Source organism: Leifsonia sp. NCR5 (assembly GCF_002105485.1).
In the GTDB taxonomy this organism is placed as follows: domain Bacteria; phylum Actinomycetota; class Actinomycetes; order Actinomycetales; family Microbacteriaceae; genus Leifsonia.
The window spans coordinates 226,329-248,229 of record NZ_NCSR01000003.1; the positions used below are offsets into that span (position 1 = coordinate 226,329).

20 protein-coding genes are annotated in these 21,901 nt (G+C 67.2%); 7 read left to right on the top strand and 13 right to left on the bottom strand.

Annotated features, from left to right (window positions below; genetic code table 11):
• Positions 1–41: 41 nt before the first annotated feature.
• Positions 42–446 carry a hypothetical protein gene (locus B7438_RS20175; RefSeq protein WP_143465600.1) on the bottom strand — a complete coding sequence of 135 codons (405 nt, stop codon included), beginning with the start codon at positions 444–446 and terminating at the stop codon, positions 42–44.
• Positions 447–533: 87 nt separating this feature from the next.
• Here B7438_RS20175 and B7438_RS20180 point away from each other — a divergent pair, with 87 nt between their 5' ends.
• The 3 genes from B7438_RS20180 to B7438_RS04580 all read left to right on the top strand — a co-directional run bounded on the left by B7438_RS20180 (position 534) and on the right by B7438_RS04580 (position 2,701).
• Entirely contained in the window at positions 534–1,067 is a 534-nt protein-coding gene (locus tag B7438_RS20180; RefSeq protein ID WP_143465601.1) for an SRPBCC domain-containing protein, read from the top strand.
• A 67-nt stretch (positions 1,068–1,134) separates the two neighbouring features.
• Complete coding sequence (locus B7438_RS04575) at positions 1,135–2,049, top strand: 5'-3' exonuclease (RefSeq protein ID WP_085368413.1); 915 nt, start codon at positions 1,135–1,137, stop codon at positions 2,047–2,049.
• Between the two features lie 115 nt (positions 2,050–2,164).
• Entirely contained in the window at positions 2,165–2,701 is a 537-nt protein-coding gene (locus B7438_RS04580) for a DUF1349 domain-containing protein (protein WP_256921864.1), read from the top strand.
• A gap of 32 nt (positions 2,702–2,733) precedes the next feature.
• Here B7438_RS04580 and B7438_RS04585 read toward each other — a convergent pair whose 3' ends face one another.
• The 12 genes from B7438_RS04585 to B7438_RS04640 all read right to left on the bottom strand — a co-directional run bounded on the left by B7438_RS04585 (position 2,734) and on the right by B7438_RS04640 (position 18,160).
• Positions 2,734–4,059, bottom strand: a complete 1,326-nt coding sequence (locus B7438_RS04585; protein WP_085368359.1) for an L-fuconate dehydratase — start codon at positions 4,057–4,059, stop codon at positions 2,734–2,736.
• Between the two features lie 8 nt (positions 4,060–4,067).
• Positions 4,068–5,696 (bottom strand): beta-xylosidase, encoded by a 1,629-nt coding sequence (locus tag B7438_RS04590; RefSeq protein WP_085368360.1) that lies wholly within the window; start codon positions 5,694–5,696, stop codon positions 4,068–4,070.
• A gap of 38 nt (positions 5,697–5,734) precedes the next feature.
• Complete coding sequence (locus tag B7438_RS04595) at positions 5,735–8,968, bottom strand: glycoside hydrolase family 2 TIM barrel-domain containing protein (RefSeq protein ID WP_179150722.1); 3,234 nt, start codon at positions 8,966–8,968, stop codon at positions 5,735–5,737.
• 47 nt (positions 8,969–9,015) lie between these two features.
• The gene (locus B7438_RS04600; RefSeq protein WP_085368362.1) at positions 9,016–9,429 is read right to left on the bottom strand and encodes an RbsD/FucU family protein; all 414 of its coding nucleotides are present in this window, start codon (positions 9,427–9,429) and stop codon (positions 9,016–9,018) included.
• Positions 9,426–10,472 carry an aldo/keto reductase gene (locus tag B7438_RS04605; protein ID WP_085368363.1) on the bottom strand — a complete coding sequence of 349 codons (1,047 nt, stop codon included), beginning with the start codon at positions 10,470–10,472 and terminating at the stop codon, positions 9,426–9,428. The genes B7438_RS04600 and B7438_RS04605 overlap by 4 nt, the downstream gene beginning before the upstream one ends.
• 52 nt (positions 10,473–10,524) lie before the next feature.
• On the bottom strand, positions 10,525–11,505 hold the full coding sequence (locus B7438_RS04610) for a zinc-binding dehydrogenase (RefSeq protein WP_256921869.1): 981 nt from the start codon (positions 11,503–11,505) through the stop codon (positions 10,525–10,527).
• Between the two features lie 19 nt (positions 11,506–11,524).
• Entirely contained in the window at positions 11,525–13,075 is a 1,551-nt protein-coding gene (locus tag B7438_RS04615) for an alpha-L-fucosidase (protein WP_085368365.1), read from the bottom strand.
• A 20-nt stretch (positions 13,076–13,095) separates the two neighbouring features.
• Entirely contained in the window at positions 13,096–13,965 is an 870-nt protein-coding gene (locus B7438_RS04620) for a carbohydrate ABC transporter permease (RefSeq protein WP_085368366.1), read from the bottom strand.
• Entirely contained in the window at positions 13,958–14,788 is an 831-nt protein-coding gene (locus tag B7438_RS04625; protein ID WP_247597199.1) for a carbohydrate ABC transporter permease, read from the bottom strand. Before B7438_RS04625 ends, B7438_RS04620 begins: the two co-directional genes overlap by 8 nt.
• A gap of 125 nt (positions 14,789–14,913) precedes the next feature.
• Positions 14,914–16,182, bottom strand: coding sequence for an ABC transporter substrate-binding protein (locus tag B7438_RS04630; RefSeq protein ID WP_085368368.1), 1,269 nt, complete (start codon positions 16,180–16,182; stop codon positions 14,914–14,916).
• Positions 16,183–16,256: 74 nt separating this feature from the next.
• Positions 16,257–17,243: a Gfo/Idh/MocA family protein gene (locus B7438_RS04635; RefSeq protein ID WP_256921865.1), complete on the bottom strand. Its 987-nt coding sequence runs from the start codon at positions 17,241–17,243 to the stop codon at positions 16,257–16,259.
• A gap of 20 nt (positions 17,244–17,263) precedes the next feature.
• The gene (locus B7438_RS04640; RefSeq protein ID WP_256921866.1) at positions 17,264–18,160 is read right to left on the bottom strand and encodes a sugar phosphate isomerase/epimerase; all 897 of its coding nucleotides are present in this window, start codon (positions 18,158–18,160) and stop codon (positions 17,264–17,266) included.
• Positions 18,161–18,225: 65 nt separating this feature from the next.
• Between B7438_RS04640 and B7438_RS04645 the strand changes: the two genes are divergently transcribed.
• The 4 genes from B7438_RS04645 to B7438_RS04660 are packed head-to-tail and all read left to right on the top strand — an operon-like array spanning position 18,226 to position 21,760.
• Positions 18,226–19,233 (top strand): LacI family DNA-binding transcriptional regulator, encoded by a 1,008-nt coding sequence (locus tag B7438_RS04645; protein WP_247597464.1) that lies wholly within the window; start codon positions 18,226–18,228, stop codon positions 19,231–19,233.
• Entirely contained in the window at positions 19,230–19,952 is a 723-nt protein-coding gene (locus B7438_RS04650; protein ID WP_085368372.1) for an SDR family oxidoreductase, read from the top strand. The genes B7438_RS04645 and B7438_RS04650 overlap by 4 nt, the downstream gene beginning before the upstream one ends.
• 41 nt (positions 19,953–19,993) lie before the next feature.
• The gene (locus B7438_RS04655; protein WP_085368373.1) at positions 19,994–20,731 is read left to right on the top strand and encodes an SDR family NAD(P)-dependent oxidoreductase; all 738 of its coding nucleotides are present in this window, start codon (positions 19,994–19,996) and stop codon (positions 20,729–20,731) included.
• A 48-nt stretch (positions 20,732–20,779) separates the two neighbouring features.
• Positions 20,780–21,760, top strand: coding sequence for an NAD(P)-dependent oxidoreductase (locus B7438_RS04660; protein WP_085368374.1), 981 nt, complete (start codon positions 20,780–20,782; stop codon positions 21,758–21,760).
• Positions 21,761–21,901 lie beyond the last annotated feature (141 nt).

The following is a 21,901-nucleotide window of genomic DNA, read 5'->3' on the forward strand; positions in this document are numbered from 1 at the left end:
ATCCCGGGCGTTTCGCGACAGTTACTGGTGTTTCGCGACCGTCAGTAGCGGCGGCGCAGATAGGCGGACGCGGCGGGCGACCACATCATGATGCCCGCCGCGAGGGTGAGCGCGAGGAGCAGGATGCCCAGCAGGTCTCCGACGAACAGCGAGGGCAGCGAGGTGAGGATCGTCAGGGCGCCCAGGATGGTGAGGATGATCCTCGCCCAGTTGACGCCCTTCGCCAGGAAGACGGCGATGACGACGCGGAGGCCGGCACCGACGATCGCGCCGACGACCGTGCCGGACAGCACGGCGGTGGCGGCCGAACCGGATGCGCCGGCCTGCACGGACGCGACCACGCCGACGATCCCGGCCAGGAAGGAGACAGCAGCGCTGACGATCCACAGCCAGAAGGAGGCGCGGAGGATGCTGGGGGCTGCGGAGATCGGGCGGAGATCGGACACAGGTGGGCCTCTCGGTCTGGGCGGCGGTCATCTCACCCTATCGACACCGCCGCGCGGCGTGCGAGGATCGGCCGTGGAGGGGACACGATGAACGACGACGGTGGCAGGAACAGCACGAACGACGACCACGACGGCGACGACATCGCCGGGGCGTTCACGGTGGTGCGGACGTTCGACGCCCCGCCCGAACGCGTGTTCGCGGCGTGGACGGAACCGGAGCACCTCGGCTGGTTCTTCAGCGGCCACGGCGAGGTCACCGAGCCGATCGTCGCCGACGCGACCGTCGGCGGCGCCTGGCGTCAGCGGATGATCGTCGACGACGACACCAGCTACGTCACGGGCGGCATCTACCGCGAGCTCGTCCCCGGCGAGCGCCTCGTGTTCGACTGGGGTGCGGTCGGCGGCTGGCCCGAACTTCCAGTGGATGCGTCGACCCGCGACGCCGTGGACGTCCCGCGCGTGACGATCACCCTCATCCCGCTGCCCGGCGACCGCACCGAGCTGCGGCTGCACCAGGCACTCCCCGGCCACCTCACCGACGAGCAGCGCGCGGAGTGGGACAAGATCGACTGCTACGCGGGGTGGTCGCAGACGATCGACCGGCTTCCCGCGTCGCTGTGACGCGCATCCACCCCCTCGCGCCCACCCTGCCCGCCGTGGGAGGATCGGGGGCGTGACCGGGCGAACGATGCTTCTGGACAGTGCTTCCCTGTATTTCCGCGGGTTCTACGGGGTTCCTGACACGGTCCGCGCGCCGGACGGCACCCCCGTGAACGCCGTCCGCGGCTTCCTCGACATCATCGCCAAGCTGGTCACCGACTTCGGGCCGGACGAGCTGGTGGCGTGCTGGGACGACGACTGGCGTCCTCGCTGGCGGGTCGACCTCATCCCGAGCTACAAGGCGCACCGGGTGGCGCGCGAGGTTCCGGACGGCGTGGATGTGGAGGAGACGCCGGAGGCGCTGGTGACGCAGGTTCCGATCATCCGGGAGGTGCTGGACGCGCTCGACATCCCCATCGTCGGCGCTGCGCAGCACGAGGCGGACGACGTGATCGGCACGCTCGCGACCGGCCAGACGCATCCGGTGGATGTGGTCACCGGCGACCGCGACCTGTTCCAGCTCGTCGACGACGCCGCAGACGTGCGGGTCATCTACACGGCCCGCGGCATGAGCAACCTGGAGACGCTGACCGAGTCGGTCGTCGTCGGCAAGTACGGCATCCGGCCGCAGCAGTACGCGGACTTCGCGGTGATGCGCGGCGACAGCTCCGACGGCCTGCCCGGCGTCGCCGGCATCGGCGAGAAGACGGCGATGACCCTCCTCACCGAGTACGGCGACCTCGACGGCATCCTCGCGGCGGCAGCCGACCCGGCCAGCAGCATGAAGGCGCCGATGCGCGCCCGCTTCGAGGCGGCCGCCGACTACCTGAAGGTCGCACCCCGCGTGGTCGAAGTGGTGCGCGACCTCGACCTGCCGACCGTGGATGCACGCATCCAGGCCCCCGACGACGACCGGAGCGCCGCCCTCGATCAGCTGTCGGAGAAGTGGGGCCTCGGCGGCTCGCTCGACCGCGTACGGCAGGCTCTCACCACGGGGCGCTAGCCGGCCCTACCCTCTGAGCCCCCAAGGACGGACTGATGACAGAAACCGACGCTCCCGACGCGCTCGTGCGTGACATCCCATGGAGTCAAGGCAACTGGCGGAACCCGCCGCCTCCGTGACGGAGACGCCAGGCGGCGGCCTTCGCGTCGAAGCGGTGAAGGGCAGCGACGCCTGGCAGAAGACGTCGTACGGGTTCGAGCGAGACTCCGAGCACGGTCTGCTCCGCCCCTTCGAGCTCGGCACGGCTGTGGAAGTCGAGTTCGTCGTCGGCATGTCGCAGCAGTTCGACCAGGCCGGGGTGCTCGTGCGCGTCGACGAGGAGCACTGGGTGAAGGCCGGCGCCGAATACGCGGACGGTGTCCTCCGGCTCTCGACCGTCGTCACGGACGTGTACTCCGACTGGTCCACAGCGCCCGTACCGCACTGGCAGGACACGACGGTCACCATCCGGGCGAGCTGGGCGACAGGCGCGATCTCCGTCCGCGCCAAGGCCGAAGGCGAGGAGTTCGAACTCATCAGGCTCGCGCCATGGTCACCCAACGAGAACGCCGTGGTCGTCGCAGGCCCGTATCTCTGCGCGCCGGAGCGCGCGGGCTTCACGGCCGAGTTCGTGAAGTGGCAGGTCGGGCCCTGCGACTCGGCCCTCCATTAGACCTCAGCTCTCGGAGCCCTCCCCAAAAGGCTCTATACCCACGGGTCCGCGCGGGCGGGCAGAGCGTGCCAGTAGCTACCGTCAGGGTACGAATACTGGGCGACGGATTCATCGAACATCTCGGCGCTGTACCCGGGCTTCGACGGGAGCGTGTAGTTGCCGTCGACGACGATGCACGGGTCGGTGAAGTGCTCGTGGAGATGGTCCACGAACTCGGTGATCCGGTTCTCCAGGGTCCCCGAGACTGCGACGTAGTCGAAGATGGAGAGGTGCTGCACCAGCTCGCACAATCCCACGCCGCCGGCGTGCGGGCAGACCGGCACGTTGAACTTCTTTGCCATCAGGTAGACGGCGAGGATCTCGTTGACGCTCGCGAGCCGAGCGGCGTCGATTTGGCAGAAGTCGATGGCCTCGGCCTGGAACATCTGCTTGAACAAGACCCGGTTCATGCCGTGTTCGCCGGTGGCGACGCCGATAGGTGCGACGGCCTTGCGTACCGCCGCGTGGCCGAGGATGTCGTCCGGGCTTGTCGGTTCCTCGATCCACAGCGGATTGAACTCGGCGAGCCGCCGCACCCACTCAATGGCCTCCGGCACATCCCACACCTGGTTGGCGTCGATCATGAGCTTCGCATCCCAGCCGATGACCTCGCGTGCGATCCGGAGTCGACGGATGTCGTCTTCCAGGTTCGCGCCGACCTTGAGCTTCACGTGCCGGTAGCCCTCATCCACAGCCTCCCTGAGCAGACGACGGAGCTTTTCGTCGCTGTACCCGAGCCAGCCGGCACTCGTGGTGTAACAGGGGTAGCCGCCGCGTGCTTCGAGGTCGTGGATGCGTTGAGCGCGGGTCGGGGACATCTCGGTGAGGATACCGATCGCCTCGTCCCGGGTGAGAGCGTCGGAGAGATACCGGAGATCGGTGGCATCGACCAGCTCCTCCGGTGTCATTTCCGCCAACAGACGCCACAGCGGCTTGTCTGCACGGCGCGCGGCGAGGTCCCACACGGCGTTCATGACGGCGGCCATCGCCAGGTGCACGACGCCCTTCTCCGGCCCGAGCCAGCGCAACTGGGTGTCGGATGCGAGCAAACGGTAGATTGCGCCGAGGTCTCCGACCACCTCCTCCACCGAGCGGCCGATCAGCGGAAGCGCCCGCTGGCGAGCGGCCTCGACGCACAGGTCGTTGCCACGGCCGATCGTGAAGGTGAACCCGAACCCGCTGAGGTCGGGGTCGTCCGTGTCGAGCACGACATAGGCGGCGGAGTAGTCGCCGTCCTTGTTCATCGCGTCCGAGCCGTCGAGGCTGAGCGAAGTGGGGAAACGCACGTCGAAGACGCGGGCGCCGGTGATCGTCGTCATTGCGGCGCCTAGAGCTCGTAGACCGATGCCACGGCCCAGGGGGTCAGGACGAGGTCGATCTCGAGGGCACCACTCGCGGAGGCGACCAGGGTGTGGCGTTGGAGGGCGTCTCCCTGCTCGCGCAGGTACGCGGCCTGGGCACGCGAGAGGTTGAGGGGCTCGCCAATGGCGCTCCACGCCTCGGCGGCGTCACCGTGCCCGGGAGCGAGAACCTCGACCGCGAAGACCGCGCCCGGCTCGAGTCCTCCGATCGTGTGCCGCACGCGCTGCTCAGGCCCTATGCCGGCCAGGTCGCGCGTCGCCTCGTACGAGCTGCGCGAGCCGACCGAGCGGCCGTTCATGTCGTCGGGATAGTTGTAGAAGAGCGCGACCAGCCTTCCGGTCGCGCTGTGCTGCGAGACGACGCCGCGCGTGGTCGAGGCGATCAGCCTGTCACCCAGCCGGTTCAGCATCTCGAAGGCGTGGAAGGTCGGCTTGTGGATGCCCTGCTCGTTCACCAGGCCGAACCCGCCGTGGAACGGGCCGATCCCGGCTCCGCCCTCCTCGAAGATGTCGGTGAACGTCCAGTAGGAGATGGAATCGGCCAGATCTGCGGAACGGAGGTAGGCCCGCACGATGTATGTGGCGGCAAACACCGTGTCGTGGATGTGGTCGCGGCTCGACGGCGAGCTCGACCACTCGGTGATGTGCACCTCCGCATCCGGATACGCGCTCTCGCCGATCAGCCTCCGCAACACCGTCAAGTCGTCCGGCGTCGCATCCGCGTACCGAGTGAGGCTGACGGCCTCGCCGTTGGCCCCGAAAGCGAAGTCGGTGGGATAGAGATGCGTCGAGATGAAATCGACCGGCAGCTCCCGCTCTGCGCACCAGACCAGGAAGTCCTCGATCCACACCGGTCGCCAGTCGAGCGCATCCGGGTCGGATGCCGCGGCGGTGCCGTGCTCGGCCGAGCGGTCCTCGGTCTCGCCCGCGTACCGCTCATCGGGCACGAAGACGCTGGTCGAGGGGCCGCCGACCTTCAGTTCGGCGTCGATCGCCTTGATGGCCTGCACCGTTCGCGCGTAGAGCTCGAAGTACTCGGTCTTCGTGCCGGTCCAGAAATGCGGGACGAGGTTGGGCTCGTTCCAGACCTCGAACCGCCACTCCCGTACCTCGGCGAGACCGTAGCGCTCGATCCAGTGCTCCACCGAACCCGTCACTAGCTCAACCCAGCGATCCATGTCGTTCGGCGGGCTGCAGTGCGCACCCCACCAGAACACGGTCGCGGTCTGCGTCGCCAGCTCACGCGGCATGAAACCGAGCTCCACGAACGGCCGCACTCCCAGGTCGACCAGAAAGTCGAACACTTTGTCCACGTATGAGAAGGTGTGCACCGGGCTCTCGAGGGGCACGTCGGGCCCGAAGCCTCCGCCATAGGCGCCGCGGTACACGAACATGTCGTCGTGGAACACGCCGTGGAAGCGCAGGTAGCGGAACCCGAGGCGATCCACAGCCTCCCGGAACTGCTGTCGCCAGTCGGCCCGAAGGGCCTCATTGGCTCGGCCGGCCCCTGCGCACATGCTCCAGACGTGCGGGAGAACAGTCGATTCGGCGACGCGGTTGTCGACGGTGATGACGGGAAGCGAGGCGGATGGCATGGGGCGGATCTCCAGGTGATGTTGTCGAGTGGTGCCGGTCAGTGCGGGAGGTCGGTCTCCACGTGGTGCGAGGCCACAACTGCCGGATCCTGACCTTCGCGAAGCGGGAGCACGCGGTAGAGGAGGCTGTACGGGCCCTTGGCCGGTGTGTTGCTGTACTTCTCCGGTCGCGTCAGCAGGTCCCAGTTGCCGCCGAGCAGACCTTCCTGCGCGGCGTCGACGCGAACGTAGGTTCGCCACGATTCCGGCACCTCGTGCCAGTGACGATGCCCGGCCAGTTCATCGGGACTGTTCGGTTGCACGTTGAGGTACATGCTTCCTCCGGCCACCAGCATCACCCCGCTGCCGGTGTCGTCGGTCAGAGCGGCCCAGCGGGTATCGGCCTTGTTCGCGGTGTCCTGCGGTCGGCTGTAGCGGGTAACCTGATCCGCGACCGACCCGGAGTAGCGTCCGAAGAAGGCGGAGCTCTGCCGGTCAGCGGTCGACTCCCATGGTCCCCGGCCGTACCATTCGATGGATGCGAACTCGGGGCGGAGCCCGAATGCCGTGCCGACGACCTGGGGGTTGGGGGTGCCGGGCACCGGCTCGAACGTCGAGAGCACATCCACCTGCCCGTTGCCATAGATCGTGTAGACGATCGATTGAGGCGACGTCGTGACGCGGTTGCTGGGGCGGAACGGCACCTTGGTGGTGACGCTTCCGCGCACGGTCACCCGGACGCCGCCCGGAAGAGACGACGATTCGATCTCGCTGATAGTCCAGTCTTCACCGACGCCGCGCCACGGTTGAGACGGTTCTGGCAGGGTCTCCCGGAATTCAGGGATCGACAACTCCGGATCGTTCGGGGCGCGCCAGTAGTTCGGCATCAGGTCGCTTGCCAGCATTTCGCGGCCGTCGTATCGCAAAGAGGTCAGGCGGCCAGTGGAGCGGTCGATCCTGACCGCGTAGCCGGCGCCGGCGACCTCGATCGTCTCCTCGGTCTGGTGGATCTGCGGCGAGGCCAACTCCGCCGACGGGATGAGCGGGAGTGCGGGAGAGGCAACGGGGAGGTCGAATTGTGCCCGTGCAACGACGTGACCCGAATCCGCCCAGGGACTGGGAGCATCCAGAACGATCGAAAGCTCCAGCCGGTACTCGGAACCGTCACGCAGCTGCTCCGGGAGCGAGCATGGCAGCGAGATGTCCGCGCTGTGCAACGGTGCTAGCGGGAGCTGGTGTCCAGGGATCGTTCCGCTACTGATCGCAGTGCCGTCCTCCGTCACCGACCAGTCCAGTCTGTGACCGTCCAAGCTTGTGAACAGGTACTCGTTCGCGAGCCTTATGGTCCACGTGTCCAGGTCTGAAAGCGTGATGCTCACCGGCTGGTAGGCCAGCTTTGCCTCCTCCAGCTTGGGTGTCGGTGTTCGGTCGGAAAGCGCCAGGCCGCTCATGTGTGCGCCCTCTTCGCTGGGATCGTCGCCCCAGTCGCCGCCGTACGCGAGGAACTCCTCACCCGGCCGTCCCGGCATCTTCCACCACAGCCCCTTGTCGGCCCAGTCCCACAGGAAGCCGCCCAGCACCTGACCGGGATGTTCGCGGATGGCCGCCCACGTCTCATCCAAATAGCCAGAAGTGTTCCCCTGGCTGAACGCATACTCGACGAGGAGGTACGGCCTCGGATCACGGCCGGCCCGGTCGATCAGCTCGGGCACCGGCGGGTAGAAGTCGCCGTCGAAATCGGAGAGGTCCGAGGGGACGACCGGCGAGCCGGACCCGGTCGAATCCTGATAGCTCACCGGGCGGGTCGGGTCGTACCCCTTGGCCCAGTCGTACATGTCCTTCAGGTTCGATCCGACTCCCGACTCGTTGCCGATCGACCAAGCGATCACGCACGCGTGGTTCTTGTCCCGGTCGACCAGATTCCGCATCCGCCACAGCAAGGGCGCCCGGAGTTCTGGGCGATCGCCCGGGATGTTCGGCCTTCCGTCAGCGTCGACGCGGTTGATGTGGGTCTCGTTGTTCGCCTCGTCGAACACGTACAGTCCGTACTCGTCTGCGAGTTCGTACCACCGCGGGTCGTTGGGATAGTGGGAGGTGCGCACGGCGTTGATGTTGTTCTGCTTCATCAGACGGATGTCAGCGATCATGTCGGCAGCGCTGAGGGTGCGACCGGTTCGCGGATTCCATTCGTGCCGGTTGACGCCTCGAATCGAGAGCGGCCGCCCATTGATCCGGTACACGCCGTCGACGATCTCGACTCGGCGGACGCCGACACGGGTGGACACGCAATCCACGACCGACCCGTTCGCGTCGCAGAGCTCGACGACCAGGGTGTACAGCTCTGGACGCTCGGCGGACCAGAGCCGAGGCGACATCACGTGCTCCGAAAGCGCCGCGCACGCATTCCGGCCGGGGGCCGCCGGTTCGACCGGCGCGGACCGTGACCACACCTCCTCGGCCCCCGCATCCGTTCCGTCGAAGAGCGCCGCCCTGACCTGGAAGTCCTCCTCTGTGTGCGCACCGGCGGTGTCACGCACCTCGACGCTCAGGTCGAGGACCGCCTCGGCGAAGTCGTCGGTGAGCAGAGTTCTGACGGTGAGGTCCCGGACGAGCACCGGCGGGCGTGAGACCAGAAGCACACTGCGGAAGATGCCCGAGAGTCGCACGTTGTCCTGGTTCTCCAGGTACGACCCCGTCGACCATCGGTACACCTCGACGGCCAGCACGTTGCGTCCGGCGTGGAGGTACGGGGTCAGGTCGAATTCGCCACGCGTGTAGCTGTCTTCGCGGTATCCGATGCGCTGGCCGTTTATCCAGACGTAGTACGCGGATTCCACGCCTTCGAACTGGATGAACGTTCGCCGGTCGGCCCAGCCGTCGGGGAGTTCGAATGTCGTCCGGTACTGTCCGACCGGGTTGTAGCGAGTCGGGGCATGCGGGTAGTCGCCGGTGGGAGCGGGTTGTTCGTTCTTGCCGTTCTCACCGGTCCACGGCAGGACCGTGTTGACGCCGATCGGGTAGTCGTACCCGTGCAGCTGCCAGCTCGAGGGAACCGGGATGAGGTCCCAGCCTGAATCGTCGGCGTTCTCGTCGGCGAAATCGGGCAGTCGCGATTCCGGGTTCGGTGACCACAGGAACTTCCAGTCCCCATCGAGACTGATTCGGAAAGGCGATGCCGACCTGTCGGCCCGCACCGCTTGCGCACGCGTGCCGTACGTCACGAGAGTGACGTGAGCGGGTTCACTCCCCCATTCGTAGACGGCGGGGTCGTTCCAGTCGGGCGTCGCGTTCATTCTCTCCTCGGATCCGGTCATGTGTTCAGAGGGCAGGCGTCAGCGCGTCAGCGCAGGCCGATCGTGAGCAGCAGATTGCCGTACAGGCGTTCGTCCCCCGTGGCGATGACGACGCCGACATCCGGCGATCGCACCCGCTCGTAGAACGCGAACCGGTCGACTTTGTCGATATGCACATCACTGCCGAGCCTGCGTGCATAGTCGTCCTGCGCCGGGGCTGAGACCCCGGCCGGGGTCTGCATGACTGTTGCCGATTCGATGTTGACGACGGTGAGCACGGCGTCGAGCACCGCAGTGACGTCGAGCATCCCGGGGCGCAGGTTGAGGTGGATCAGGCGCACGCCGGGTCCGGTGGCGGTCAGGTACGGATAGTTCCCGTCGGCGATCAGCACCCCGGAGCCGTGACCGGACGAGGCGAGCGCCTCCAAGAGCGGAGGGTGGACGAGCGGGCCGGTGATCATGCGGACACCCCCGCTGTCGCGCGGTCTGCCGCGTAGCCGTCCCAGCCGGGGATCGTGCCGTCGACATCCCACAGGTCGAGCCAGCTGCGAGCCCCGCGCCACAGGAACACCTGGCCCTTGATGAGGCGGCTGTTCTGTTCCGCCGATCGCAGCTCCTCGAGTTCGGCGGGAGTCAGGGGATCCTCGACCACCGCCCGCAGGTTGGAAGCCAGCTGCGACTCCTTCACTGAGAACGGGATCGGGATCTGGCCGCGTTGCACCGCCCATTTCAGGCAGATCGACGCCGGATGCACGCCGTGGGCTCTGGCGATCGAGAGCACGACGGGATGCTCCATGTCCGAGACGTCCGAGACGACGCGGTCACGTTCTGGACGCGACGGCGAGCCCAGGGGTGAGTAGCCCACGGGCTGGATCCCCTGATCGAGGCAGAACCGGAAGAGCTCGGGCTGCTGAAAGCAGGGGTGCAGCTCCATCTCGTTCAAGGCCGGTGCGATCCGCGCGTCGGCGAGGATCGCTGTGAGCTTCGGGATGGTGACGTTCGAGGTCCCGAGGTGTCGCACGACTCCCTCGTCGACGAGCCCCTCCAGGGCGTGCCAGAGCGCCATGTACTCCTCGTGGATGTAGGGGCGCGCGTCCGGGTCGCGGTCGGCCGCGTCGGCGAACGGCGCGTGGTGGTTCGGGAACGGCCAGTGCACGAACACCGCGTCGAGCACGTCGAGTCGGAGGTCGCGTAGTGACCGACGGACCGAGGCGATCGCCGCGTCGGGCTCATGCGCATCGTTCCACACCTTCGACATGACGAAGAACTCCTCGCGGGGCACACCGCCGGCGATCGCCCCCTGAAGGACGGTACCGACCTGCGCCTCGTTGCCGTACACCGAGGCACAGTCGATGAGGCGGTAGCCGGCCCGGATCGCTTCTCCGACCGCGGCGGCCACCTCCCCCGGCTGGTAGTGGTCGGACCCGAAGGTCCCCACTCCGATCGCGGGCATCACGGCCCCGCTCGCGAGACGCCGGGTCGGGACGCTGTCGATCCTGGTCATATGTGTGTTCTCCGTTTCCTTCGGTTCTGGGGGTGTCTCGGCGGACGGCGCTTCACTGGAGCCGCACTAACGCCTTGACGACCTCACCGCGCGCGATCGCGTCGAAGGCGTCAGAGATGTCCGGGAGGTCGACGCGGTGCGTGACGTAAGTGTCGACGGCGAGGTAGCCCGACTGCACGAGCTGCACGATGTTCGGCAGCACAGCGGTCTCATGGGTGGATGCGACGCGGAGGGTCACGTCGCGCGGCGCCGCCATGAGGTCCAGCTCTGCGGTGCCCTCCGGTGCGCTGTAGATGACGAGCCGACCACCCGGGCGGAGCCAGCCGTATTCGAGATCGACCATCGACGCCTGGCCGGAGGCTTCGAACACGATGTCGGCGTCATGGCGCCGACGGAGCTCATCAGCGGCGTCGGCGGCGAGCAGAGTCTCCGTCGCCCCGGCACGTTTCGCTTGCTCGAGCCGCTCGGGCCGGCGCCCGACGCCGATGACCTGGGCCGCGCCGAGCAATGCGGCGTACCGCATGAGCGAAAGACCTGCGACGCCGGTGCCGGTGACGACGACCCTCGCCCCCAGCACATCTTCCCGACAGGCGACGCTGAACGTCTCGCTGAGGCTGATCGCGAGTGCCGCCGAAACCGGGTCGGTCTCGGGCGGGAGCCGCACCCAGGGCGCCGCGCCCGCAGTGACCCCCCGATCCGCTGCCTCCGCACGGACATCCTGGACGACGCCGCGCTCCGCGAATCCGCCCCAGTACGTCGCGATAGGCGCTGACTCCGTCCCGTAGGCGGCCGGCCGCGTGACGATGTCGCCGATCGCGAGATGGCGTACCCCGGAGCCGATCGCCGTCACGCGGCCCACCGATTCGTGGCCCAGGATGCTCGGATAGGAGACACCTCCACGGAAGGTGCCGGCACGCAGCATCCTGTCAGTGCTCGAACACACTCCGCACCAGAGCATCTCGACCTCGGCGTCGTAGTCGCCGATCCGCGGATCGGGCACCTCGACGACCGAGCCGCGGCCGGGTCCGTCCATCACGAAGGCTCGCATGCCGCTAGATGTTCAGTCCGTGGAAGAAGTCGATGCGCGTCTCGGCGGCCTCCGGCGCCAACTCGATTCGCACGACGGCGCCACCGGGGCCTGCCATCTCGGAATCGGGAAGCACGACCTCCAAATGCTCGCCCGTGCGGATCCACTCCGGCTGCTCCCGCGAGCCCAGAATCCGCACATCGACGATCGGACGGTCGACGAATCGGCTGTCCGAACCGAAGCTGCGGATCCGCATGCGGCCGTCCTCCGGACGGACGAGCCCGATCCCGTAGACGTAATCGTGGCCGACCTCGGTCATCCTCGTGAACCGGATGTCCTCCGCGCTGTACACGGCCGCCGCTGCGTCGGTGAACGATCCGGCAGCGGGAGCCGTCGGCCCCTCACCGAACACGACCCACGGACTGGAGCCGTAGATCGCTTCACCGTGCACGGCCAGCCAGTCGCCGACAGCCTCCAGAAGCGCCGCCTCCTCCTGGGGGATGGTCCCGTCGTGCCGGGGGCCGATGTTGAGGAGGAGGTTTCCGTTCTTCGCGACCACATCGACGAGCTCCTGGATGAGCTCGGAGGCGTCCTTGTAGTCGTGCCCCTCCACCCAGCTCCACGACGTCCGCGACACCGACGTGTCGTTCTGCCAGACGTCCGGCCGGATGCCGCCCATCGTGCCGCGCTCGATGTCCAGCACCGCTGAACCGGGCCGAAAGGACTCCCACTTGTAGTTGATGACGACTTCGCGCCCCCACTCCGCCGCACGGTTGTAGTAATACGCGGCGAGTCTGCGGATGTACGGCTCGAACGACGGCTCCTCGATTCCGGTGTCGAAGTAGAGGATCTGTGGCCGGTAGGAGTCGATGATCTCGACCGTGCGCAGCAGCCAGTCCTCAAGGAACCGCTCGGTGGGGTTCATCTCCTTGCGCAGCGCAGGGCCGTACAGGTCGGCGTACGCGGGATCGCGGACGTCGGAGTCGAACTGCGCTCCGCCATTCATGAAGAACCAGTGCTCCGCCCGGTGGGTCGACGCACCGGTGATCAGCCAGGCCTGGTCGACGGCCGCGAAGAGATCTCCCATCACGTCGCGCTCCGGGCCCACCTCGGTCACCTTCCAACGCGAGCGTGCGGTGTCGTACATCGTGTAGCCGTCGTGGTGCTCCGCGACCGGGACCACGAACTGCGCGCCCGCCCGCTTGAACAGCGCGACCCACTCCTTCGGGTCGTAGTGCTCCATGCGGAAGTGAGGAAGGAAGTCTTTATACCCGAAGCGGTCGTGCGGTCCGTATGTCGCCACGTGGTGCTCGAACGCGGGCGTGCCCCGCTGGTACATGGTGCGCGGGTACCACTCGTTGCCGAAGGCCGGCACCGAGAAGGCTCCCCAGTGCAGGAAGATGCCGAACTTGGCGTCGCGGTACCACTGCGGAGCGCGATAGCGGGACAGTGACTCCCACGTAGCGTCGTACGGCCCGGCTTCGATGACGGCATCCACCATCGAGAGCGCCGGACGATTGTCCGACACGTCTACCGGCGCCGGCAGCGTCGTGGGGTCGAGTGGTTCGAGGTTCACATTTCTCCGTCCGTCGGGGCTCAACGGCCGCCGAAGGCGCCCGCGCCGATCGCGGCCACCAGTTGTCTCTGGGCGAACGCGACCACGACCACCACAGGAGCGATCGTCATCACGCACGCCGCCATCAGCAGCTGCCATTGCGTTCCGGTCTGGGTGGTGAACCCGGCGATCCCGATGGGGATCGTCCACTTGTCGGAGCTGTTGAGGATGATCAGCGGCCACAGGAAGCTGTTCCAGCTGCCCAGGAACGCGAAGATCGAAAGCACCGACAGGGCCGGCCGGACCAGCGGGACGATGACGCTGATGAGGATGCGCCAGGTCGTTGCCCCGTCGAGCCGAGCGGCCTCCTCCAGCTCTGCCGGAATCTGGAGCATGAACTGCCGGAGCAGAAACGCTCCGAAGGCGCCGAACAGTCCGGGCAGGATCAGAGCCACCCACGTGTCCGCTAGCCCCGCCTGGTCGAAACCGAGGAACAGGGGAACGACGGCGACCTCGCTCGGCAGGGTCAGCGTGATGACGAACAGCAGGAAGACGGCGCTTCGACCCGGGAACTTCAGCCGCGCGAACGCGAACGCGGTGAGGGTGGCCACGATCAGCGTCAGCACCGTTGAGATGGCGGCCACGACCAGGCTGTTCAGGAGCAGGCGTCCGAAGTCGACCTCGGTCCACGCATCCACGAAATTGGACCAGAGGACCTTCGATCCGATGAAGGTGATCTGCGCCGCGAACACCTCGTTCGCCGGCTTCAGCGCGGTGAAGAATGTCCAGATCAGCGGGAACGAGAACACGATCGCGAACAGCCACGCCACAGTCGTGTTGGCGGCGAACCCGATGGTCCGTCCCCGGCGTCGCCAGCGAGAGCTCGAGGCCGGTAACTGGTGCTCAGTCATAGTGGACCCACTTCCTCTGTCCCCAGAGTTGGAACAGCGTGAAGATCGCGATGATCACGAACAGCACGGTGGCGATAGCCGACGCGTAACCGAGCTGGTTGTTCGTGAAGGCGGTCTGATAGAGGTACAGCATGATCGTCATCGTGCTGTTGCCGGGGCCGCCGCCCGTGATCACATAGGCCTGAGCGAAGGTCTGCCAAGCGCCGATCACGGTCAGCACCGTGGTGAAGAACAGGGCCGGGCTGACCAGCGGCAGCGTGATCGAGAAGAAGCGTCGGAACCGGCCGGCCCCGTCGATCCGCGACGCCGCGACGACATCGGGGCTGATCGAGTCGATGCCGGCACCGAGCACGATCATGTTGTACCCGAACGACTGCCAGAGCGAGACGCCGATCACGACGGTCAGAGCCCAATTCCCGTCGCTGAGCCAGGGGATCGGAGCAAGCCCGATGCCCGTCAACGCCTGGTTGACGGCTCCATCCTTCTGAAACAGCAGACGGAAGACCGCGGCGTTCGCCACCATCGGCGACAGCGCCGGGATCAGGAAGATCACGCGGAGCCAATTGCGGCCGGCAATGCGCGTCTTCAGCCAGAGCGCCATCGCCATCGAGATCGCGATGTTCGCCGGGACATAGATGAGCACGAAGATCGCTGTCACCATGACGCTGTTGAGGAACTGCGGGTCGCGCAGCAGCCGGAGGTAGTTCTCGGCCCCGGTGAACTGGGTGCCTCCCAGCAGGGTCGAGTCGGAGAATCCCAAGATCAGCGAAGCGACCTGCGGGATGACGATGAACACCGCCAGCCCGATGAGTCCGGGGAGCACGAAGGCCCACCCCACCCAGCGGGGGCCCCCGAGGAGCCGGCGACGAAGCCGGCCCCTCGGGGGTTCCGGTTGGGCGACGGACCCGTTGGAGACCTCTTTCTCCGCACGGTCCAGACGCACGAATGTCATTGTCCGAGGCCGGCCTTGACCTGCTGCAGCACCTCGGTCACCGTGCTCTTACCGGAGAAGGCGTTCACCTCGTACTGCGTCAGAAGCGTGTCGATCTGAGCCTGGTTCGACGGAACAGGCGAGGGCGTCGCGTCGCCGGTCATCTGCTTGATCACCGTGGTGAACTCCGGCGACCCGACGTTGGTGGACCATGCGTCCAGGGCGTCGATACGCGCGGGCACGGATGCCTGCGACTTCGTGACGAACTCGAGTCCGCTCTTGCTCGTCATCGCCTCGATGGCCTTGAATGCCTTCTGCTTGTCGCCACAGGTCTTCGTGATGCCGAAGCCCGATCCGCCGATGAAACCCTTCGAGGTGCCGCTCTTGCTCGGAATGACGGCGATGCCGACGTTGTCCTTGCCGAGGCTCTGCTGCGCGTGCTGCAGATCCCACAGCCCCTGCATCTCCATGGCCGACTGACCGGTGTTGAATGCGTCGATGTCGGGGAAAGTGCCGCCCGCGGCTGCCTCGAGCGGCTTCGCGACCTTGTACTTGTTCGACAGGTCGACGAGCAGCTGCAGCGCGTCGCGGAAGTTCGGGTCGGTGAACTTCGGGCCGTTCTCGTCTGCCCACGGGTGTCCGTCGGCAGCCATGAGGGTGCTGATGGGGTTCGACCCCTGAGGGATGGCGAAGCCGTACACACCGTTCCTCGTGGTCGCCTTCGCTGCCGCGATGAAGTCGTCGGTCGTCCAGCTGTTGCTGGGGTCGGCCACGCCGGCTTCCTTGAACATCTTCTTGTTGTAGAGGACGACCGTGGGCCCGGCGTTGAACGGGATGGAGTAGAGCTTGCCGTCGACGCTGAGCTGCTCCAGCATCGCCGAACTGTACGCCGACAGGTCGAGCTTGTTCTTCTTCGCGAGGTCGTCCAGAGGCTCCAGCCCCTGCACGTACTGGTTCACCCGGCCGTTCTGGAACGTCACCAGGCACGGTGCGCTGCTGCTCTTCATCACGGTGGGGAGCTTCGTGTAGTAGTCGCCGATCGGCGGACCGGAGAAGCTCACCGCCATCTTCGGATCGGCGTGCTTTCCTCCGGCGATGTAATCGCTCCACTGCTGCTTGTCGGCCTTGCCGCCGATCCACGTGTACATCTTGAGCGTGCCGCCGTCGAGGCCCGAGGTCGCGCCTCCGCCCCCCGAGCATGCAGAGAGACCGAGGGCGAGCACGCCCGCGACCGCGACGAAGACGCCGACGCGTCCCCGTCTCCTCGTGTTTTTCAACCGTGACATCTTGAACTCCTCCTTGAGTACTAGGGCGAAACGTTACGACTTAGGTGAATGCTAGAAGTTTCGGTAATGCGAAGTCAAGAGTTTCCGTCCATCACTAAACGTTTCGTGCGCTCCGTGTCCTTCAGCAGATCGTGCGCGAGGATGGTCTCTGCGACGGTCATCGTTTTCAGCGCATCGCCGAAATGCGACGACGGCAGACGACGCGTGCGCACCGCCTCGATGAACTCGGCGCTCTTGGCCCGAAAGCCTCCGCGCACGTGGAGGTCCGAGGAACCCGCCGAGTCGGCGGCATCCAACTCCTCGCGCCCGTCGGCGTCCCAGACGGTACCGCCGACCTCGAGATCGCCTTCCGCCACGATCCCCTGCCCGTGGATTTCCACGCCGAACGTCCTCCGACCGCTCGTCCAGTTCGTGATCATGACCCCGACCGCGCCCGTGTCGAACTCGAGCGTCGCCGCAATGAAGTTGATGTCGTCGACGATCACGCGGCGCGTCACATCCGAGACGGCGATGACCTCGCCGCCGCAGAGGTGCCGGAGGGTGTCGATCACGTGGACGCCGTCGTCCATCATCCGGTCGCGCGCCGACACCATCGGGGTCGGATCGTTCTTGTAGAAACGGCACACCGCATGGACCACCTCGCCGCGCTCGCGCACCCGGCCGACCATGCGCGCCAGCAGGGGGGACGCACGCCGCTGGAAGCCCACCTGCGTGACGCAGCCGTTCTCGTCGGCGAGGCGTGCGAGCGTGCGCGCCTGATGAACAGTCAGGCCGAGCGGTTTCTCGACGAAGAGATCGAGGCCGCGCACGAGGCACTCGCACCAGATGCCGAACATGATCTCGGGCGGCCCGATCACGTAGACGGCGTCCGGACGCGTCTCGTCGAGCATCGCCGACCAATCGGCGAATAGAGCAGTGATACCCCATCGTTCGCCGGTCTCCCGGAGCCGTTCCGGCGAGAGATCGCAGATGCCCGCGATCTCCACATCCGGAAGCGACGTCAACGATGGGTAGTGGACGAGGTTCGCCATCTGTCCGGCGCCGATGACGGCGACGCGCACAGGCCCCCTCTCCGCTGCGCTCATCGGAGTGCCCCCGCGACGCCCTGAGCAGCGGTTCGCAGGCTTCGCGCGTATTCGAGGTCCCGTGTCACTTTCGCGACGAGGTCGCTCTCGTCCGTGTATTCCGCGGTGAGGCAGATCGCGCCGGCGAACGCATGCTCCACGAGGTAGCTGATCGCGCGACCCCATTCCGCCATACCGCTGCGGGCGTCGGTGAAGACCGGTTCCCAGACAGGATCCCCCTGCGAGGACACCGGCTCGTAGTATGCGCTCTTGAGGTTGACCATCCCGAGCCATGGCCACAGCAGTTCCAGACCATGCTCCGGCCGCTTGCGAGCGAGGGCGTCGTGCGCCGCGTCCCAGATCGCCGCGACGAATCGGGGATCGACGTCTTGGAGCAGCGCGAAGAGCTCCGAAGAGTCGGCGATGTAGTCGTCGTAGTGCGGCTGGATCGCGACCCGAACGCCATGGCGTTCGGCCCTTTCGGAGAGGCCGGCAAGTGTCCGGCGTATGTCCGCGCCCGTTGCGGCGTAGCCACCGGACCCGATGGGCACCATGATTCGGATGAGCGGCACGCCCGCCTCCGCACACGCGGCGAACGTCGCCTCGTCCGTACCCGAGGCGATGCTGGCGACGGCGACCCCGGCTCGCGCGAGTTCCCGCACCGCCGTCGGGAGGGCCGTCGACACGTCATCCGGCGTCACCTGATAGCCGGGCCGCACGGGTAGCTCGACGGCGTCGAAGCCCATGGTCGCCACCAGCTCGCCGAGATCGCCGATGCGTGGCTCTCGCCACGGTTTGGTGAAGACGCTCCAGGTCGTCGTGGGATCAATGTGTGGCATGTCGGACTCCTCGTCAGGGACGTCGCGGAGAGGACGCCCGGAAAATTTTGTGCAACGATACAGTAGTTCGTGCAACGATACAGTGAATCCGAAGCTCGTCAATCAGAGAAGGGGTGAGAGCGATCGCGACCATCAGGGATGTGGCTCAGGCCGCCGGAGTCTCGCCCTCGACCGTTTCGAACCTGCTCAACGCGCGCGACCATCTCATGCAGCCCGAGACACGCCGCCGCGTGCTCGAAGCCATGGAGTCGCTCTCCTACCGGCCGAGCCGGGTGGCCAGGCAATTGCGTGGCGCGCCGAACCCCACGCTCGGCCTGATCGTCCCCTCGGTGGCCAACCCGTTCTGGGGATCGTGGGCTGCCCACCTCGAGGCGGCGTTCCACGCGCAAGGGCGGCAGATCTACCTCTGCAACAGCGAACGCGATCCTGAGCGCGAACGCGCGTACGTCGAGCAACTCTGGGCCGACGGCATCGAGCACATCGTGCTCTCCACCTCCCTCCCGTCGCTCGAGCACCTGCGGCCCGCCATGGACGCCGGCGTGCAGATCATCGCGTTCGACCGTGAGCATCAGGCAACGGACCCGCCGGAGCTGCTGAACGTCAGCATCGACAACGAAGCGGGCGCGTGGATGGCCACGCAGCACCTCATCGAGCGAGGCCACAGGCGCATCGCATTCGTGTCCGGCGCGATGCGCACCATCAGCAGACAGCGTCGCTTCGCCGGCTACTGCCGAGCGCTCGCCGAGAACGGCATACCGTTCGACGACGCACTCGTCCCGCGCTCGTCCGACTTCGGCGATGCGGACAGCGGCCCACTTGCCAGCAAGGCGGTGAACGCGCTGCTGGCACTCGACGACCAGCCCACCGCCCTGGTCGCCGTCAACGACATGTTTGCCCTCAGCGCATCGGCCGCGATCCGGGATGCGGGCCGCGAGATCGCCGAATTCGCCGTCGCCGGGTTCGACGACATCCCGGTCGGAAGCCTCATCTCGCCCGCTCTGACCACCGTCCAGCAGCCGCTGCGCGAGATGGCGGAGGCGGTCCTCCGACTCACGGCGGGCGGTGCCGACGCCGGTGAGCCCAGCCCCTCGCTCGTGTTCCCGCCGACCCTCGTGGTGCGGGCCTCGACGGAACGGAGAATCGCGTGACAGCATCCGGAGCCAGAGTGCTCATCGCAGGAGCCGCCGGCGGGGTCGGCCGCGCCGTCGCCCTGGCGGCGGCGTCAGAGGGCGCGACCGTGCTGCTGCTCGGACGCGATCGCAACAAGCTCGATGCCGTGCGTGCAGAGGTGGCCGAGGCCGGAGGAACTGCACACGTCGCGGTCGCCGATGTGACCTCGGCGGTGCAGGTCGACGACGCCGTCGCGGCACTGCGGCGCGACGCGGGCGGAATCGACGTCGTCGTGAATGCGGTCGGCGTCAATCTCAAAGGCCGTCGCCTCGACGAACTGGACGAAGCCGGCTGGCGCTCGGTGCTCGACGGCAACCTCACCGCAGCCTTCTTCCTCACCCGGGCGGCGGTTGCCGGTTTCCTTTCCGACGGTGGCGGACTGCTCATCCACATCTCCTCCGTCGCCGCTCTGGTTCCCGACCTCTCCGGAGCGGCGTACCAGGCCAGCAAGGCTGGTCTTGCCGCTCTCGCGCGCGCCACGGCTCTCGAGACCGGCGGCGACGGCGTGCGGGTCACGACGATCTCGCCGGGTCTCATCGACACCGGCTTCGTCCGCCACCGCGCAGCGCCGCCCACGCCCGAAGAGCTGGCGGGAGCACTACACCCGGAGGACGTCGCCGACATGTGTCTCGCCGTCATCCGGATGCCCGCCCGGGCGACCGTCAGCGAGATCGTCATGAGACCCACCGGGCGCTGACCTCGAGTACGTCCCCAGTTCCGACCGAGACGGAGATCTCCATGACCGCACCCTCCACCCCACGAACCGTCCTGATCACCGGCGGCGCGACCGGCATCGGGCTCGGCATCGCCGAGGCCTTCCTGCGCGCGGGCGACCGCGTGGCGATCACGACGAATGCCTCGCCGGTGCCCGAGCACGTGGCCGACCGGGTGATCGCCGAGCGGATGGACGTTACGGACAGCGCCCAGGTGACGACGACCGTCGCGCGGATCTGCGAGGCCCTCGGAGGGAGCATCGACGTACTGGTCAACAATGCCGGCGGCCTCGTCGCGCGCCGTCCGATGGACACAGCAGACGACGCGCATTGGCAACACGTCATCGAACTCAACCTCTCGAGCGTCTTCTACGTCGTGCGCGCGGCCCTCCCTGCGATGACCGACGGCGGCCGCGTCGTCAACATCTCCTCGCTGGCGGCGCACAACGGCGGCGGCCAGGGAGCGGGCGCGTACGCCGCGGCCAAGGCCGGAGTCGAGGGCCTCACCCGAGCTCTGGCGAAAGAGCTGGGGCCACGCGGGATAGCCGTCTCCGCGGTCGCCCCTGGTCTCATCCTCGATACCCCGTTCCACGAGCGCTTCACCCCGGAAGCAGACCAGCGCGCATCCATCGCCGCCACCCCGCTCGGACGAGCCGGCACACCCGCCGACGTCGCCGCCGCGGTGATGTACCTTGCTTCGGAGGCCGGCGGCTTCGCCTCGGGAACAGTGGTCGCGGTCAACGGCGCCGCCGCGTTCCACTAGTCGAAGCGATCTCCGCGCCACCGTGGCGCCCACCGGAAGAGAGCACATATGCGCATCGTCGTCATCGGAGCAACAGGGCATATCGGTGGCTATCTCGTGCCGCGCCTCGTGGCGGACGGGCACGCCGTGGTCGCGATCACGCGCGGCAGCTCGGCCCCGTACCGTGAGGACCCGGCCTGGCAGAGCGTCGAGCGGGTGATCGCCGACCGCGAGGACGAAGATGCCGCGGGCGCTTTCGGCCCCCGCGTCGCCGAACTCGAAGCAGACGCCGTGGTGGACCTGATCTGCTTCACTCCCCGGTCCGCCCAGCAGCTCGCCGACGCCCTTCGCGGACGGGTGCGACAGCTGGTGCACGTCGGCACGATCTGGACGCACGGCATCCTCACCGAGGTTCCCGCTCCCGAGAACGCCGCCAAGCGGCCCTGGGGTGAGTACGGCATCCAGAAGGAGGCAATCGAACGTCTGCTGCTGGCCGAGTCCCGACGCGAGGACGGTCTCCCGGTGGCGATCGTGCACCCGGGTCACATCTCCGGCCCCGGCTGGCCGATCGTCACCCCGCAGGGCACCACCGACCTCGGTGTCTGGCGGAGCCTGGCGGACCAGCGGGAGCTCTTGCTGCCGGGCTTCGGGCTCGAGACCGTGCATCACGTGCACGCCGACGACGTGGCCCAGTTGATCCGGCTCTGCCTCGAACACCCGGACAAGGCGAACGGCGAGGCGTTCCACGCCGTCTCCGAGCGCGCGCTCACACTGCGCGGGTTCGCGGAAGAGGCCGCCCGGTGGTTCGGGGTGGAAGCCAGGCTGCGCTTCGTGCCGTTCGAGGAGTTCAGCGCCTCCCTCCCCGAGGAGCACCGCGACTCCGCCCTCCAGCACATCGCCCGCAGCCATTCGATGAGCATCGAGAAGGGGCGCAGACTGCTGGGCTACGAACCTGCGCACTCGTCGCTCGAGGCCGTGGCGGAGTCAGTGGAGTGGCTGCGACAAGCCGGTCGTCTGGGCGAGGGAGTTCCGCCCGTCCGCTTCGTTTGAGACGCAGCCGCGCCAGCGTCGGGACTGTCGTGGTCGAAACGATTCGCGCCGCGCTGTCGCTGGATTATGCTGAGCGGACGCGGCACTCAGACATCGGCGACCGTGAGGGGTGTTGGACGGAGACACCAGGAAAGACGGGGC

Coding starts and splice junctions, on each gene's coding strand:
- B7438_RS20180 (WP_143465601.1), top strand. CDS start 534: ATGAACGACGACGGTGGCAGGAACAGCACGAACGACGACCACGACGGC.
- B7438_RS04575 (WP_085368413.1), top strand. CDS start 1,135: ATGCTTCTGGACAGTGCTTCCCTGTATTTCCGCGGGTTCTACGGGGTT.
- B7438_RS04585 (WP_085368359.1), bottom strand. CDS start 4,059: ATGACGACGATCACCGGCGCCCGCGTCTTCGACGTGCGTTTCCCCACT.
- B7438_RS04590 (WP_085368360.1), bottom strand. CDS start 5,696: ATGCCATCCGCCTCGCTTCCCGTCATCACCGTCGACAACCGCGTCGCC.
- B7438_RS04595 (WP_179150722.1), bottom strand. CDS start 8,968: ATGAACGCGACGCCCGACTGGAACGACCCCGCCGTCTACGAATGGGGG.
- B7438_RS04600 (WP_085368362.1), bottom strand. CDS start 9,429: ATGATCACCGGCCCGCTCGTCCACCCTCCGCTCTTGGAGGCGCTCGCC.
- B7438_RS04605 (WP_085368363.1), bottom strand. CDS start 10,472: ATGACCAGGATCGACAGCGTCCCGACCCGGCGTCTCGCGAGCGGGGCC.
- B7438_RS04610 (WP_256921869.1), bottom strand. CDS start 11,505: ATGGACGGACCCGGCCGCGGCTCGGTCGTCGAGGTGCCCGATCCGCGG.
- B7438_RS04620 (WP_085368366.1), bottom strand. CDS start 13,965: ATGACTGAGCACCAGTTACCGGCCTCGAGCTCTCGCTGGCGACGCCGG.
- B7438_RS04630 (WP_085368368.1), bottom strand. CDS start 16,182: ATGTCACGGTTGAAAAACACGAGGAGACGGGGACGCGTCGGCGTCTTC.
- B7438_RS04655 (WP_085368373.1), top strand. CDS start 19,994: ATGACCGCACCCTCCACCCCACGAACCGTCCTGATCACCGGCGGCGCG.
- B7438_RS04660 (WP_085368374.1), top strand. CDS start 20,780: ATGCGCATCGTCGTCATCGGAGCAACAGGGCATATCGGTGGCTATCTC.